Source organism: Corynebacterium sp. LK14 (assembly GCF_008042215.1).
GTDB classification, from domain to species: Bacteria; Actinomycetota; Actinomycetes; order Mycobacteriales; family Mycobacteriaceae; genus Corynebacterium; species Corynebacterium striatum.
Window position 1 is genome coordinate 1 of the sequence record NZ_NOVQ01000017.1, and the last position, 14130, is coordinate 14130.

The window sequence follows — 14130 nt, forward strand, 5'->3', positions numbered from 1 at the left end:
CAAAAGGCATTCCAGATGGTGTCTACTTGAGATTTTACAGAGCCAGTAATCATGTTCACGAGTCTAAAACGAGGACCATACGTTCTTGGGTTCCCGCTCCGGCGAAGCCTCGAACGGACATGCTAGGTCCTGGTTGGTCCTGGCGGGCGCTGGAACGGGCGGGACTAGTCTGGGCAGTGGGCTAAATGGCGCACCTCGTCACCAGCCCGGCTTACAAAACCACGAAAACACCGTGGGCCCCGACCTTCTGGTCGGGGCCCACGGTGTCTCTCTATGCGCTTTGGCTATCGCAACGGTTTCTCAGGCCGTCGCGCCCTGCAAAGCTCAGGGTGTTCTCTCTATCTCTCATGCGCCTCTCTCAAACGCACAACATAAGTATGGGGCATGGAACTTGCTAGACAATAAAATAAACCTGTAAGTCGCCTGAGTGTTCCTGCGAGTTTCCTGGCATCTGGGACTCATAAGGGAAAATAAAGAAGGCTCCGACCAAGAGTCGGAGCCTTCGGCAGTCAGCGTCTCGCACAGTGGCGAGTGCTATTCACGCAAGAATTACTCTGCGTAGTTCTTCTGAACAGAAGCGTCAACCGGGATACCAGGACCAGAGGTGGTGGAGATGGTTACCTTCTTGACGTAAACACCCTTGGAGGAGGACGGCTTCAGACGCAGGATCTCGTCGTACAGAGCGCCGTAGTTCTCAGCGATCTTCTCTGCGTCGAAGGAAGCCTTACCCAGAATTGCGTGCAGGTTGGAAGCCTTGTCAACGCGGAAGGAGATCTTGCCGCCCTTGACGTCGGAAATAGCCTTTGCAACGTCAGCGGTGACGGTGCCGGTCTTCGGGTTCGGCATCAGACCACGCGGGCCGAGGACGCGAGCAACGCGGCCAACCTTAGCCATCTGGTCCGGGGTAGCGATAGCAACGTCAAAGTCGATATTGCCCTCGTTGATAGCAGCGATCAGCTCGTCAGTGCCGACGATGTCAGCGCCTGCAGCCTTAGCGGCCTCAGCCTTTTCGCCCTCAGCGAAAACTGCGACGCGAACGTCCTTACCGGTGCCGTTAGGCAGGGAAACGGTGCCGCGAACCAGCTGGTCAGCCTTACGTGGGTCAACGCCCAGGCGGAAGACGACGTCGACGGTAGCGTCGAAGTTCTTGGAGGAGGTCTCCTTGGCCAGCTTGGAGGCCTCGAGCGGAGTGTACAGACGGGACTTGTCGACGAGCTCTGCTGCTGCCTTGTAAGCCTTAGACTTGGTGCTCATTTAAGCAATTCCTTTTCTTGGATTGATGTGGTGTTGGCGGGCCGTAGCTGGCCCTACCACGAGCGACCACACGAGATGGCCGCTCACTTTTTGATGAAGTTGTTTACTTGGCCGGGATGCCATCAACGGTGATGCCCATGGAGCGAGCAGTACCGGCGATGATGCGTGCACCGTTGTCGATGTCGCGTGCGTTCAGATCCTCGAACTTGGTCTGTGCAATCTCCTTGCACTGTTCCCAGGTCACAGAGCCGACCTTGTCGGTGTGAGGAACGCCGGAGCCCTTCTTGATGCCAGCAGCCTTGAGCAGCAGCTTTGCAGCAGGCGGGGTCTTCAGCTTGAAATCGAAGGAGCGATCCTCGTAAACGGTGATCTCAACAGGCACAACGTTGCCGCGCTGGGACTCAGTCGCAGCGTTGTAAGCCTTGCAGAACTCCATGATGTTAACGCCGTGGGCACCCAGTGCCGGACCAACCGGCGGAGCCGGGTTAGCAGCACCAGCCTCGATCTGCAGCTTGATGAAGCCAGAAACCTTCTTCTTCGGAGCCATCGAATTACCTCTTTCCTGTGTTACCGGTGCGCTGCCACGATGAATAACAGCGCCCGTCCGGATGCTCACCTGCAGTGGGCCACCGGGGAGAAACGTTTAATTGGTCGTGCACGCAAAAGGCGCACGGCGTTTCATCTTAGAACACCGTGCGCCCTGCTACCAAATCGCGTAGCATGCCATTTTCCCAGGCTACGCGGCAACTGGTTTTAGGAGATGCGCTCGATCTCGGTCGGGGAAAGCTCTACCGGAGTCTCACGGCCGAAGATGGAAACCAGGCCCTGCATCTTGCCAGTCTCTGGGTCGATCTCGGAGATGGTTGCGGAAACGGATGCGAGCGGGCCAGACAGGATGGTGACTGCCTCGCCGACCTCGAAGTCGTGCGCGTAAGCCTTCGCAGCAGCCTTCTCCGGCATTGCGACGACCTGCTCGCCGTCTTGGTCGCCCGCGGAAGACTTTGCCTCCGGTGCAGCCTCGTTAGGCATGAGGAACTTTGCGACGTCGCGGATCTTGACCGGGGTGGCATTGCCCTCGTTGCCCACGAAGGAGGTAACGCCGGGGGTTTCGCGGACGACGGACCAGGCGGCGTCGTTAAGCTCCATGCGGACCAGGACGTAGCCCGGCAGCAGCTTGCGCTTGACGATCTTCTTTTTGCCGTCCTTGTTTTCTAGGATCTGCTCGACCGGAACAACAACCTCGAAGATGGAGTCCTCAACCTCGAGCGTCTGCGCACGCATGTCGAGGTTGGTCTTCACCTTGTTCTCGTAGCCGGAGTAGCACTGGATGATGTACCACTGGCCCGGCTGCTTCTTCAGCTCGCGGGTGAACTGGCGTAGGCGACGGCGGTAGTCATCGTCCTCGGCAGAAACGGCCTCGGTGGCCTCAGCAGATGCAGCTTCCTCCGCCGGAGCGGACTGATCCTCGGCCTCTGCGTATGTCTCTTCGGTAGCAGTCTCAGACTCAGCCACTGCTTCTGCTGCCTGCTCCTGGACGCTGCCGATAAGAGCAGCTTCGAGGGAGGTCTCTGGGGTTTCGACGTTGTTCTCGTCGCTCATGGTCTCTACTCCATCTTGTCGCGCGCGAGCTTGAAGCAAGCAAGCGCTCTCAATTTTCTGCGCCCCAGCCTACCTGTGGAATGCCGGCGTGACCGCCAGCACCCCGCAAGCACACGAGGGCAAAAAGTATCCCGCCGTTTCCCTCGCCCTTGCGAGTGAAATCAGCGGGATAAAAGCTTCTGCTAAGCAGGTTACTAAGGAGTGAGGATCTTCTCAACTCCGAGGCCTGCCAGCGTGTCGACGCCCCACACAAGGGCAGTCAGGATGATGAGGAAGGCGAAGGTAATGAGGGTGTACTGCACCATTTCCTTTGTGGTTGGCCAGACAACCTTCTTCATTTCGGATGCGACTTCACTCGGGAAAGCGGCCACGCCGCCGCCAACGGTGGCGTCATCTTTTTTGCCCTCTACGCGTACAACTCGCTTATCGGCATACGACTGGGAAGAGGTGGTAGCTACACCGGAGAGCTGACGCTTACCGGTGGGGCGTGCAGCGCCAGACTTAATCGGCTGCTGTTCATCGCTCACAGCTGGTTCCTCCTTGGAAAAGTTTTGGCAGGGGCGACAGGACTCGAACCTGCAACCTACGGTTTTGGAGACCGTTGCGCTACCAATTGCGCCACGCCCCTATGCATTTGTCTACCAAAGACAGCATGCACAACCCTACCAGAACGGCGATTTACTTAAGAAACCGCCAGCCCTTGGGCCGGAGTCGGTAGTAAAAAAGCACCCGCACAATCACGGGCGCCTTTCTTTCCCGGTAGCGATGGCGAGAATTGAACTCGCGACACAGCGATTATGAGTCGCTTGCTCTACCACTGAGCTACACCGCCATAATCATGTGCACCAAGGTGCAGAAATGATTGGAGCCCCCTGACAGAATCGAACTGTCGACCTTTTCCTTACCATGGAAACGCTCTGCCGACTGAGCTAAGGGGGCACAGCCTCTTTGAGTAACGAAGTTTTCTTCGCTGCGCTCTCGTTGAAGCCTTGAAAAGATTAACCCGATTTACTCTAGTTACACAAATCGCCAGCTTAATCCACAAAAAATGGGGCTTTTTAAAGCTTTAGATTGCACACTTTTCGCGCTTTCCATAGGCCTTGAACGAGCACTACGCTTGACGACGCCGCGACGGAAGAAGGCGCGGTCCCTGGATTCTGCTCCCTGGAATCTGCCCAGCGCTAGCAAAACCACGAAACCCCGTGGTCGAAACCACGGGGTTTATCTGTGCCAGGTAGAAGATTCGAACTTCTGAAGGCAATGCCGGCGGATTTACAGTCCGCTCCCTTTGGCCGCTCGGGCAACCTGGCGTGCACTTGAGGTGCGATTAGGTACTTTACTACGAAGCCCCCGTTGTCGTGCAAATCGGCAGGACACGGGGGCTTTCGTAGCGTTAATACGAAGGCAGCTAGCCGACGCGGCGCACGGTGTAGTCAGCCAGCTGACGCAAAGCTTCGCTAGCTGCGCATTCCGGCAAGACGGAGAGCTGTTCCTCGACCACTCGCAGGTAACCGTGGACGTCGTTCATAGCCTTCTCACGGCCACCAGACTGACGCAGCAGTTCAATGGCACGTGTGACGGAAGCGTCGTCGCCAAGCGGGCCCGTAAGCAGGCCGCGCAGCTCGTCACCCACGGCGCCCTCTTCCTCCAGCGCGTAGAGGACTGGGAGGGTAAAGACGCCCTCGCGCAGGTCAGTCCCCGGAGTCTTTCCCGATTCCTTGGAATCAGAGAAGATGTCGATGATATCGTCGACAATCTGGAAGATCATGCCGATGGCGCCGCCAATCTGGCGCAAAGCCGCAGCCTGCTCCGGCGTAGCACCTGCATGATAGGCACCCAGATAACCCGCGGAAGCAATGAGAACCGCAGTCTTCTCACGGATAACCGCCATGTAGTGATCCACGGCGTTGGCCTCACCCGCACCGATGGTTTCACGCATCTGACCGGTCACGAGTTCCTCGAAGGTTTCAGAGAAATGCTCGACGGTATGTGTGTCCAGCTGGGACATCAAGCGTGAAGCGTGGGCGAGCAGGACGTCGCCAGCCAAGATGGCCACCGAGTTAGTCCAGCGGAAGTTTGCGGATTCCACGCCGCGGCGACGCTCGGCTTCATCCATGACGTCGTCGTGATAGAGGGTTGCAACGTGCACCATCTCCACCACCGTGGCGGCCTTAACCACCTCGGGGGAGCCCGGACGCGCGCCAAATTCCGAGGCGAGCAGCGCCATCATGGGGCGGAAGCGCTTTCCGCCGGCGCTCGAAAGGTGGCTGACCTTCTCTTTGACGAAGTCCTGCCCACGATCGATCTCGTGGTGCAGCAGTTCCTCGACGGCAGCTATTCCAGCACTAATGCGCTCGCTTAGCTGCGGGTCACCCAAGTCCACATGCGTGGCATGAGTTTGGCCGTGAGACATTAACAGCGTTCCTTTAACTCAAAAATGCGAGTGATAATCGATTACTTACCGTAGTCCATACCACGGCCCTAAACACACTCAAGGTGGATAACCCGTGCAATGATAGTGCGTATGTCGGAGCATATCGATAACACAAAACTCGTAGATGTGGCGATCATTGGCGCAGGGCCAGCAGGTTCCGCGGCCGCGATCCACGCGACCAACGCAGGCTACGACGCCTTGCTTATCGACGCCTCCCCCTTCCCCCGCGACAAAACCTGCGGCGACGGCCTGACCCCGCGCGCTATGCATCAGCTGGATCTATTGGGCTTGGACATCAATTCGTCTTATCGCAATAAGGGTTTGAAGCTCCATGGCTATGGCGGGTCCGTCACTGCCCCTTGGCCGTCCAGCTACCCCACCGCTGTGGGAATGGCACTGCCGCGCCACGAGTTCGACAACCTGCTTTTCGAAGCCGCTCGCACGGCCGGGGCCACGGTATGGACGGGCACCCCCGCGACTGCCCCTGAGCTCGCAGGAAATCGCGTGACGAGTTTCCGCGTGGGTGAGCAGACCGTGCGCGCAAAGTGGGTCATCGTGGCAGACGGCGTGCGCTCGACGTTTGGCAAGTTGTTGGGCCGCAAGTGGCATCAGGATGAGGTCTACGGAATCGCGGCGCGCAGCTACGCCACGTCCACCTCTGCGGGCGAGCCGTGGATGCACTCCCACGTAGAACTCAAGGATCAGGACGGAAATGTGCAGCCGGGCTATGGCTGGATATTCCCGCTTGGCGAAGAATTGGGTCAGGTCAACATTGGTTTGGGAGCTTTGTCTACCGCGCAGCGCCCGGCCCGCATCAATACGAAGAAGCTTCTTACCCACTACGCCGAGAGCCAGCGCGCCGACTGGGGCTTGGGCGACATCGAGAAGGTGGCCTCTGCCCTGCTTCCGATGGGTGGCGCGGTGTCCAACGTGGCCGGCGCCAACTGGATGCTCATTGGCGACGCCGCCGCCTGCGTCAATCCCCTCAACGGCGAGGGCATCGATTATGGCTTGGAGACAGCCCAGCTAGCCGTCTCCTTGCTGGGTACCAAGGATTTCACGCTGGCGTGGCCGGATCTTTTGCGAGCCCACTACGGCGAGGCCTTCGTCCTGGCGCGCACCGCGGCGCGGCTTTTGACCTATCCACAGTTCCTGCCCTTCGCGGGGCCGGTGGCGCTGCGCGGTCCGGTGGGCCGAATGCTCATGCCTGCCGCGGCGCGACTGATGGGCAACCTAGTCACGGACGAGGACCGCGACGTCATCGCGCGCGCGTGGCGCCTGGTTGGCCGCGGCGTAGCGGCAGCGCGGCGCGATACGCCGCTGTGGAACTCGCTCTAGGCCCGCGCTCCTTTCCAGATGGTCCCTTTGATCGGGTCCGTTTAGGGGGTAAAGAAACCATTTGGCGGCATTTTTAGCGCCTAAAACCGCCAAAGGGACCACCCCAAAGGGACCTTTTGCGGGGGAGCCTGGCGAAAGCTCAGCAGAGGGCTCAGTGAGTGCTCGGCAGAGAGCTCGGCGGGGCCGGAGCCAGCGTTGCTGGGGCCTAGTGCAGCGGCTTCGTGGCCGAGTGCAGGGCCACGATTCCGAGGGTCATATTCTTCCAGCCGGCGCCTTCCCACCCATTGCGGTTGATGGCGGCGGCCAACTCTTCCTGGTCCGGCCAAGCGCGGATCGACTCAGCGAGGTAGACGTACGCCTCTGGGTTGGAGGAAACCAGCTTGGCAATCGGCGGCAGCAAGCGGGTCAGGTATTCCTTGTAGACGGTGCCAAAGACCGGGATGATCGGCTTGGAGAATTCCGCCACTGCCAGACGGCCGCCCGGCTTGGTCACGCGGGCCATCTCACGCAGGCCGAGCTCAAAGTCGTGAATATTGCGCAGACCATAGGAGATAGTCACCGCGTCAAAGGTATTGTCCGCGAAAGGCAGTTTCATGCCGTCGCCCGCCACCTTGGGCACGTCACGCGCAGCACCAGCCGCCAGCATTCCACGAGAGAAGTCGCAGGCCACGCACCATGCGCCGGACTTGGACAGCTCTTCGGTGGACACCGCAGTGCCTGCCGCTAGATCGAGGACCTTCTCCCCTGGCTTAAGGTCCAAGCGCTCACGGGTGCGTTTGCGCCAAATCCTATCCTGGCCGAAGGACAACACCGTGTTGGTGATGTCGTACTTGGCACCGACGGCGTCGAACATCTGCGCAACGTCGAACGGCTTCTTATCGAGATCTGCCTTTGACATAAATAGCTAGTTTAGGCTACTCGCGCACCGAGGGCACGCGCCGCCCACCGCGGCAGCTCGGGGCGCTGGCCCAGGATGGTCAGCGGCACGCGGCGGGTGTCTTCCAAGACTTCCTCGTAGTAGCCAACAAGCTGCTCGCACAGTGCCTTCCACGTTTTATTTGAGATGGACTGCCGGGCGTTTTCGCGCAGCTCCTCGTGAATTTCTGGATTCAGCAGCGCATCGACGGCGTTGGGTAGATCCTCGACAAAGGTCGCGACGTCGAGAAGCAGCCCGTTGTAGCCCTCTTCAATGAGATCGACTGGGCCGCCCGCGCGCGGGCCGATGGTCGGAACGCCGGAAGCCTGCGCCTCCTGAATGGCCTGGCAGAAGGTCTCGAACTCACCCGCGTGTACAAAGACGTCGAGGGAAGCATAGGCCGCGGCGAGTTCCTCGCCACCCAGCGCACCGGTAAAAACTGCGCTGGGCAGCTGCACCTCGAGTAGCGGGCGCTCGGGACCATCGCCGACGATGACCAGCTGGATATCTTTTCTGTCGTTGAGCGAAGCCAAGCGGTGCACGCCCTTCTCCGCAGCCAGACGACCAACGAAGCCCACGACCAACTTGTCCCCCACGCCCCACTTCTGGCGCAGCGCTGCGGAGCGCTTCGACGGGTGGAAACGCTCGGAGTCCACGCCGCGACCCCAGTGGCGCACGTTCTTGATGTGGTGCTCTTCCAAGTCCTTGATGGTCAGGGAAGACGGGGCCAAGGTCATCTGGCACGCGTTATGAATGGTGCGCAGCCACTCCCATGTGGCATAGGCCAACGCGGAGGCGTGGTACTTGGTGGCGAAACCGGCAACGTCGGTTTGGTAGAGGGCCACAGAAGGAATGCGCAGCTGCCGCGCCGAGAAAGCTCCTGCCGCACCCAGCACAAAGGGGCTGGCCAGGTGGATGATGTCCGGCTTGAACTCGCGCAGGGCCTCATCCACCGCCGTGGTGGGCACGCCGACCGGGAGCGAGTCGATGAGAGGAATGCGCACGGTTGGCACGCGGACGATGGGGAACCCAAGGTAGTCTGCGATTTCTTCCTGGCCTTCACGGGCACCTGGAGCAATGACCAGAGCCTCATGGCCGGTGTCCGCTAAGTGCTCCAACACTCGCAAGACAGAATTTGTCACTCCATTGACGTTTGGAAGAAAAGACTCAGCCACGATCGCAACACGCATGCGTTCCATCATCCCCTATTCCACTGTAGATTCTGGTGAAGCGTGCGGAAAATCTTGGTTAACATTTTCGTTTACTTGCATCCGGCGCTCAGCTGCACGGGTGCTCACGCCCACCGTCCACCATGCACCGGCGGCGATGAGGCTAGCCACAAACATCGAGGACAGCGCGGGAATCAGTGAAAGCGTCCACTCGCGCCCCTCCACCTTCACTAGGTCGGGGTTCGCGCGGGAGTACAGCACCCACACCTGCTGGCCCTCGCCCAGTCCGGTGGGATACAGCAGCCCCGATTGAGGCGAATGATAGATGCCCTTGTTGTCTTGGAAGTCCACGGAGGTACGCGTGATTCCGACGTCAGTAACCGTGGCCAGCGCGCGCCCCGGGTTTGATTCAATGGAGCGGTCGTTGAGAAACGCGCCCACGATCATTCCAAGCATACCCACCAGCGAGGCCACATACAAAGCGATGATGAGCTGGTGCAGCCGGCGGCGATACACGGCTGGCGTATATCGCGGGACCACCGCCGCCTTGGGGGTCATCGGCGGCCTTGCGGGTGTAGCGCCCACCTACTTGCCGACCTTCGCGGTGATCTCAGCCTGCAGCTGGCGGCGCGTCTCACGGGTGGTGTGCGCCTCCACCAAGGTCACGCCCGCGGAGGTCTCCTTCAGCTCAGCCAGGGTATCCAGCAGCTCCTGCGCGGTATTAGCCTCGCGGTAGTCTGCGCCAAAGGCTTCCGCCAGCTTGGCGACGCCCACCCCATGCGGCGTTCCAAAAGCCTTCTCGAAGGAGGCGCGATAGGGCTCCGCACCCTGCTCGAGCAGCTCGAAGATGCCGCAGCCGTCGTCGTTTGCCACGACGATGGTGAGGTTCTCCGGGCGGGCCTCGTCCTGCGGGATGAGGAGGGAGGTGGCGTCGTGGAGGAAGGTGACGTCGCCAAGCAAGGCGACGACGCGCGGGGCACGCCAAGCGTCTGCGTCGCGGGACTGGGTGGCCAGTGCCACGCCCATTGCCTGTGCGACCGTGCCGTCGATGCCGGCGGCGCCGCGGGGCGAGTAGGTGTCCACGCCGTCGAAGGGCAGGCCTACCAGGGAGGCGTCGCGCACCGGATTGGAAGCGCCCAAGACCAGGGTGTCCTCGACAGACAACGTGTCTCCCACCGCTGCCGCGACGTGCAGTCCAGTAAAGCCCAGCTCGGGATTTTCGAGGGTCTCGCGGACGGCGTCGGAAGCCATCTGCGCTGCACCCTGGCAGATCTTCAGCCACTCGCGGGAAGGCTCACCGCTAACCTTGACTGTGGTTCCCAAGGTTGCGGCATCACCGCGTGGGTTGGTGAAGTCGGCGGTGCGGGAGAGCACGATGAGGTCGATGTCTGGATCGTTGATAAGGGCCAGCACGCTGCGGTGCAGCGTGGGGTGTCCGACCACGATGACCTGCACGACCTTGGTGTTGACCACGTAGTCGTTGGCGGAGACCTGGGCGCGGCGGAAGATGTGCGCCGCTGCCGGGTGCACCGGGTGATACGGTGCGGGCGCGGTCGGCTCAGCGATGGTGGGAACGTCCTCGAGGCCTTCGACCTCCCAGGCTTCGTCGCCGGCGATGACGAGGGTGTTCTTGCTCAAGTCCACGGCTACCTCGCCGTGGTTTAGCGGGCGCGGAAGCGGGGCTTTGTGTTGCGTGAAGTCGGTGGGGGTGGCGGGCAGTTCGGCGTCGAGAAGCGGCATGTCAAACGCCACGTTGATGTGAACCTGGTGGTCTTTGGTGAAACGCTCAGCCACCGACGGGATGTCCTCGACCTCGGTGACCTGGGTGGTCTCGGCGTAGACGCCGAAAATACCCTGCTGCTGAATAGTCTGGGAGGCGCCGGTGCCCACGAGGCGCGCAGGGCGGTCCGCGCTAATTACGGCCAACGGTGTGTGAGAATGCGCGGCCTCGACCATCGCGGGCAGTGCATTGGCAACGGCGGTGCCGGAGGTCATCACCACGCCCACGTGGCGGCGCTGCACGCGGGCCATGCCCAGCGCGGTAAAAGCGGCGGAGCGCTCGTCGAGGCGTGTATGAACGCGAATGTCCTGGCGAGCAAGCAAGGCCAGCGAGAGCGGTGCGTTGCGGGAACCAGGACAGATAATGACGTCAGTAAGGTGGCGCGCGAGTTGAGCGGCCACCGCCTCGGCCAGCTTCATGGAGTCAGTCATGCTGCCCCATAGTACTAGTGGCGTTTAGGCCTTAGGCACCCCGGCTATTGCCGTTGCCGTTGTTACCGGTGGCTCCATTCAAAAGCTCATCCAGAAGACCTTCAAGACCCTGGCCGCCCTGTTCGAGCTGGTCTTGGATATCCGGCGGCAGCTGGGTCGGCAGCTCTTCGATTGGGTTCGACGGCGCTTCCTCGGTGACGGTCTCAGTCACAGTGGTGGGCTTTTCCTCAGTAACAGTGGCCGTGGTGGTCACGGCCTCAGGCTGCGATTCTGCATCCGAGGTGGCGTTGCGCCACATGAAAAACAGCGCGCCAGTTGCGATGACCGCGATTGCTGCAATCGCGGCAAAGACCCCAGTCAGGCCGCTGCCGCCACTCTTGTGGGAGCGCTCCGGCTCCACCTCGTAGCTCGACGGAACCGGGTCATAGTTGTGCTCCGGGCCTGGGTTGTAGCCCGAGTTATAGCCGCTGGGCTGGCCATAGCTGCTCGCAGCTGGCTGCGAGGCACCCGGGAACACCTGGCGCGGGCGGTCATCCGGCGCACCGAACTGGCGAGTGGCGTCGTTGTTGTCAAAGCCTGAGCCGTAGCCCGTCACGCGGCCAATCTGGCGAGTCTCATCGTCAGAGTAGTTGCCGGAATTGTTGCCAAAGTTATTTGCCATGTCCCTAGAACTACCCTATTTCCCTGTGAGTTCGCAGGGAGATACCCGGAAAGTCTCGTTAACTCTTTCGCGCCAAGGCCCGACCGGTAGGCGTAGCCTGCTTAGCCACATCACCCGGCGCGCCCATCGCCACGATTTCTCCGCCCACGGCGCCTGCCCCGGGACCTAACTCGATGACGGTGTCTGCCTGCGCGATGACCGAGAGATCGTGCTCGACCACGATGACGGTCTGTCCGGCGTCGACAAGCTTGTGCAACTCTGCGTTAAGCAACGACACGTCCGCCGGATGCAGGCCAGTGGTGGGTTCGTCGAGGAGGTAAACCGTGTGGCCGCGGTGGGAGTTGCGCGAGCGCTGCAGCTCCGTTGCGAGCTTAATGCGCTGGGCCTCCCCGCCGGAAAGCTCCGGCGCGCCCTGGCCGAGGCGCAGGTAGCCAAGACCCACCGCTTGAAGCGTATCCAGCGCGCGGCGGATGGCCGTGACCGCGGAGGAGGTTTCTACCTCTGCGAAAAGCTCGGCAGCCTCGTCCACAGTCAGCTCGAGGACCTCAGCGATGGTACGGCCTTCCCATGACACCTCGAGGGTCTCCGGGTTATAGCGCTTGCCCTGGCAATCGGGGCACAGCGTATAAGAGCCCGGGAGAAAGACGAGCTCCACCTCGATTTGGCCCGCGCCGCCGCAGGTTGGGCATTGCCCCTGTTTGACGTTGTAGGAAAAGCGCGAGACCGTCCACTTCCGTTGTTTGGCTTTTTGCGTGTTGGCAAAAAGCTTGCGCACGTGGTCGAACAGGCCGGTGTAGGTGGCCAAGGTGGAGCGTGGAGTACGCCCGATGGGCTTCTGCGTGATCTGCACTAGGCGCGTGACCTTATCGAGGTTCTCCACTTCTGACACACTCCACGGCTTGTCTAGTGACTCCTCCTCCGTTGCCTCGTCGGTAACGGCCGTGACAGATTCCCGAAGCAGGCCGGCCAACACGGTGGAGACCAAGGTGGACTTACCCGAGCCCGAAACGCCCGTGACGGCACTGAAGGTCCCGAGGCCGAAACTCACGTCAAGACCTCGCAGGTTGCGGGCCTGCACCCCGCGCAGGGTGAGCTCGGCGCTCGGGGTGCGTCGAGTGCTGCGGGGCGTGAGCTGCCGCTGAGCCAGCGCGTGGGCGGTGGGAGTATCGGCGAGGTAGTCGACTACTGGGCCCGAATAGATGACCTTGCCGCCGCCCTCGCCGGCGAGGGGGCCGACGTCGACAAGCCAGTCTGCCTGGTCCACCAAGTCCATGTCATGCTCCACCAACAGCACGGAGTTGCCGCCTGCGACGAACCTGCGGCAGATATCCATGACGGCCGCGCGTTCCTCGGGGTGCAAGCCTGCCGACGGCTCGTCAAGCACGTACGCAACACCAAACAGGCCGGAGCGCAGTTGCGCCGCGAGCCGGATTCTTTGTAATTCGCCGGCAGACAGGGTCTCCGTGGGTCGGCCAAGGCTCAGGTGCGCCAGGCCCAGCTCCAGTGCGGAACGTAATGCGGGAAGAATCTGTTTGAGCAGCAGATGCTCGGCGCTGTTTTCCTCGGGCTGCTGTTTGTCGAGCAGTGCGAGGAGTTCGTCGAGGGGCAGCTCGTTGAGGGCGTCGATAGGCAGCCCGGCGTAGGTCACCTTCAGCGCGTGGGGGTTGAGGCGGCGGCCGTCGCAGACCTCGCAGGTGTGTGACTCCATGAATTGGAGGGTGCGTTTGCGGAGGGTATCGGACTGGGTTTCGGCAAGCGTCTTATTCAGGTAGCTCGCGACGGAGCGCCACGTGCCCTCGTAGTTGCGCTGAATCTGGTCGGCGCCGCGGAGCGGCTTGACGGTGACCACGGGGCGCTCCTCGGTAAAGAGAATCCAGTCTCGATCCTCCTTCGGCAACTCCTGCCAGGGCGAGTCGAGGTCATAGCCCAGATTCAAAAGGATGTCGTGGAAGTTCTTGCCCGCCCAGGCTCCCGGCCAGGCGGCGATGGCGCCGTCCTCGATGCTGAGGCTGGGATCGGGGACCATCGACTGCTCCGTGGCTACGTGCACGATGCCGGTTCCCTGGCAATTGGGGCACATTCCCTCGGGCGTGTTCGGCGAAAAGGAATCCGAATAAAGGCCCTCGGGGTTGTCCCCGGCGCGCGAATAAAGAAGGCGCACCGAATTTGAGATAGCGGAGATGGTGCCCACCGTGGAACGGGCGCCGCCGCCGGAGGTGGACTGCTCTAGGGCAACAGTGGGCGGCAGGCCCTCAATCTGGCTGACCTGCGGATCCACGGCGGAACCGATGAGGCGGCGTGCAAAGGGTGCCACGGATTCGAGGTAGCGGCGCTGGCCCTCGCCGTGGATCGTACCGAAGGCGAGGGAGGACTTGCCCGAGCCCGAAACGCCCGTGACAGCCACGACCTTTCCGCGCGGGATGTCGACATCGACATTCCTTAAGTTGTGGAGGTGGGCATCGCGGACACTGATAAATCCAGTCATGAGTTCCACCGTACCCACGGCGTCTCTGCGGGGTGAAAAGTGCGCATTTTGCCAAATATGGCC

General features: G+C 61.2%; 12 protein-coding genes and 4 tRNA genes. 1 reads left to right on the forward strand and 15 read right to left on the reverse strand.

From position 1 onward, the window contains the following. Window positions 1-549: 549 nt before the first annotated feature. The 9 genes from rplA to CHU71_RS11375 form a co-directional block, all read right to left on the reverse strand. A complete protein-coding gene (gene rplA / locus CHU71_RS11335) occupies window positions 550-1254 on the reverse strand; it encodes a 50S ribosomal protein L1 (protein ID WP_005527671.1) in 705 nt (234 codons plus the stop codon). A gap of 103 nt (window positions 1255-1357) precedes the next feature. Further along, window positions 1358-1801 (reverse strand): 50S ribosomal protein L11, encoded by a 444-nt coding sequence (rplK, locus tag CHU71_RS11340; RefSeq protein ID WP_005527670.1) that lies wholly within the window; start codon window positions 1799-1801, stop codon window positions 1358-1360. A 206-nt stretch (window positions 1802-2007) separates the two neighbouring features. Continuing rightward, window positions 2008-2853 carry a transcription termination/antitermination protein NusG gene (gene nusG / locus CHU71_RS11345; RefSeq protein WP_147761120.1) on the reverse strand — a complete coding sequence of 282 codons (846 nt, stop codon included), beginning with the start codon at window positions 2851-2853 and terminating at the stop codon, window positions 2008-2010. Window positions 2854-3047: 194 nt separating this feature from the next. Continuing rightward, entirely contained in the window at window positions 3048-3380 is a 333-nt protein-coding gene (secE, locus tag CHU71_RS11350; protein ID WP_100088040.1) for a preprotein translocase subunit SecE, read from the reverse strand. A gap of 25 nt (window positions 3381-3405) precedes the next feature. After that, window positions 3406-3481, reverse strand: a tRNA-Trp gene (locus tag CHU71_RS11355). A 132-nt stretch (window positions 3482-3613) separates the two neighbouring features. Then, window positions 3614-3685, reverse strand: a tRNA-Met gene (locus CHU71_RS11360). 31 nt (window positions 3686-3716) lie between these two features. After that, window positions 3717-3792: transfer RNA gene (locus CHU71_RS11365), tRNA-Thr, on the reverse strand. Between the two features lie 289 nt (window positions 3793-4081). Beyond that, window positions 4082-4163 (reverse strand) — tRNA-Tyr (locus CHU71_RS11370). Between the two features lie 98 nt (window positions 4164-4261). Then, entirely contained in the window at window positions 4262-5266 is a 1005-nt protein-coding gene (locus tag CHU71_RS11375; protein WP_147761121.1) for a polyprenyl synthetase family protein, read from the reverse strand. A gap of 99 nt (window positions 5267-5365) precedes the next feature. On the opposite strand from CHU71_RS11375, the gene CHU71_RS11380 reads away from it, so the two are divergent. Continuing rightward, entirely contained in the window at window positions 5366-6625 is a 1260-nt protein-coding gene (locus tag CHU71_RS11380) for a geranylgeranyl reductase family protein (protein WP_147761122.1), read from the forward strand. A 205-nt stretch (window positions 6626-6830) separates the two neighbouring features. Here CHU71_RS11380 and CHU71_RS11385 read toward each other — a convergent pair whose 3' ends face one another. The 6 genes from CHU71_RS11385 to CHU71_RS11410 are packed head-to-tail and all read right to left on the reverse strand — an operon-like array spanning window position 6831 to window position 14067. Next, window positions 6831-7523, reverse strand: coding sequence for a demethylmenaquinone methyltransferase (locus tag CHU71_RS11385; protein ID WP_005527665.1), 693 nt, complete (start codon window positions 7521-7523; stop codon window positions 6831-6833). An 11-nt stretch (window positions 7524-7534) separates the two neighbouring features. Next, entirely contained in the window at window positions 7535-8731 is a 1197-nt protein-coding gene (locus CHU71_RS11390) for a glycosyltransferase family 1 protein (protein WP_147761123.1), read from the reverse strand. 15 nt (window positions 8732-8746) lie between these two features. After that, entirely contained in the window at window positions 8747-9268 is a 522-nt protein-coding gene (locus tag CHU71_RS11395; RefSeq protein WP_147761124.1) for a DUF3592 domain-containing protein, read from the reverse strand. Window positions 9269-9295: 27 nt separating this feature from the next. After that, window positions 9296-10921: a 2-succinyl-5-enolpyruvyl-6-hydroxy-3-cyclohexene-1-carboxylic-acid synthase gene (menD, locus tag CHU71_RS11400; RefSeq protein WP_147761125.1), complete on the reverse strand. Its 1626-nt coding sequence runs from the start codon at window positions 10919-10921 to the stop codon at window positions 9296-9298. Window positions 10922-10952: 31 nt separating this feature from the next. Further along, a complete protein-coding gene (locus CHU71_RS11405) occupies window positions 10953-11582 on the reverse strand; it encodes a hypothetical protein (protein WP_049151528.1) in 630 nt (209 codons plus the stop codon). Between the two features lie 58 nt (window positions 11583-11640). Next, window positions 11641-14067, reverse strand: a complete 2427-nt coding sequence (locus CHU71_RS11410) for an excinuclease ABC subunit UvrA (RefSeq protein ID WP_147761126.1) — start codon at window positions 14065-14067, stop codon at window positions 11641-11643. Window positions 14068-14130 lie beyond the last annotated feature (63 nt).

Excerpts from the sequence above, each read along its gene's own strand:
- rplA (WP_005527671.1), bottom strand. The coding sequence starts at position 1,254 with ATGAGCACCAAGTCTAAGGCTTACAAGGCAGCAGCAGAGCTCGTCGAC.
- rplK (WP_005527670.1), bottom strand. The coding sequence starts at position 1,801 with ATGGCTCCGAAGAAGAAGGTTTCTGGCTTCATCAAGCTGCAGATCGAG.
- nusG (WP_147761120.1), bottom strand. The coding sequence starts at position 2,853 with ATGAGCGACGAGAACAACGTCGAAACCCCAGAGACCTCCCTCGAAGCT.
- CHU71_RS11375 (WP_147761121.1), bottom strand. The coding sequence starts at position 5,266 with ATGTCTCACGGCCAAACTCATGCCACGCATGTGGACTTGGGTGACCCG.
- CHU71_RS11380 (WP_147761122.1), top strand. The coding sequence starts at position 5,366 with ATGATAGTGCGTATGTCGGAGCATATCGATAACACAAAACTCGTAGAT.
- CHU71_RS11385 (WP_005527665.1), bottom strand. The coding sequence starts at position 7,523 with ATGTCAAAGGCAGATCTCGATAAGAAGCCGTTCGACGTTGCGCAGATG.
- CHU71_RS11390 (WP_147761123.1), bottom strand. The coding sequence starts at position 8,731 with ATGCGTGTTGCGATCGTGGCTGAGTCTTTTCTTCCAAACGTCAATGGA.
- CHU71_RS11395 (WP_147761124.1), bottom strand. The coding sequence starts at position 9,268 with ATGACCCCCAAGGCGGCGGTGGTCCCGCGATATACGCCAGCCGTGTAT.
- menD (WP_147761125.1), bottom strand. The coding sequence starts at position 10,921 with ATGACTGACTCCATGAAGCTGGCCGAGGCGGTGGCCGCTCAACTCGCG.
- CHU71_RS11405 (WP_049151528.1), bottom strand. The coding sequence starts at position 11,582 with ATGGCAAATAACTTTGGCAACAATTCCGGCAACTACTCTGACGATGAG.
- CHU71_RS11410 (WP_147761126.1), bottom strand. The coding sequence starts at position 14,067 with ATGACTGGATTTATCAGTGTCCGCGATGCCCACCTCCACAACTTAAGG.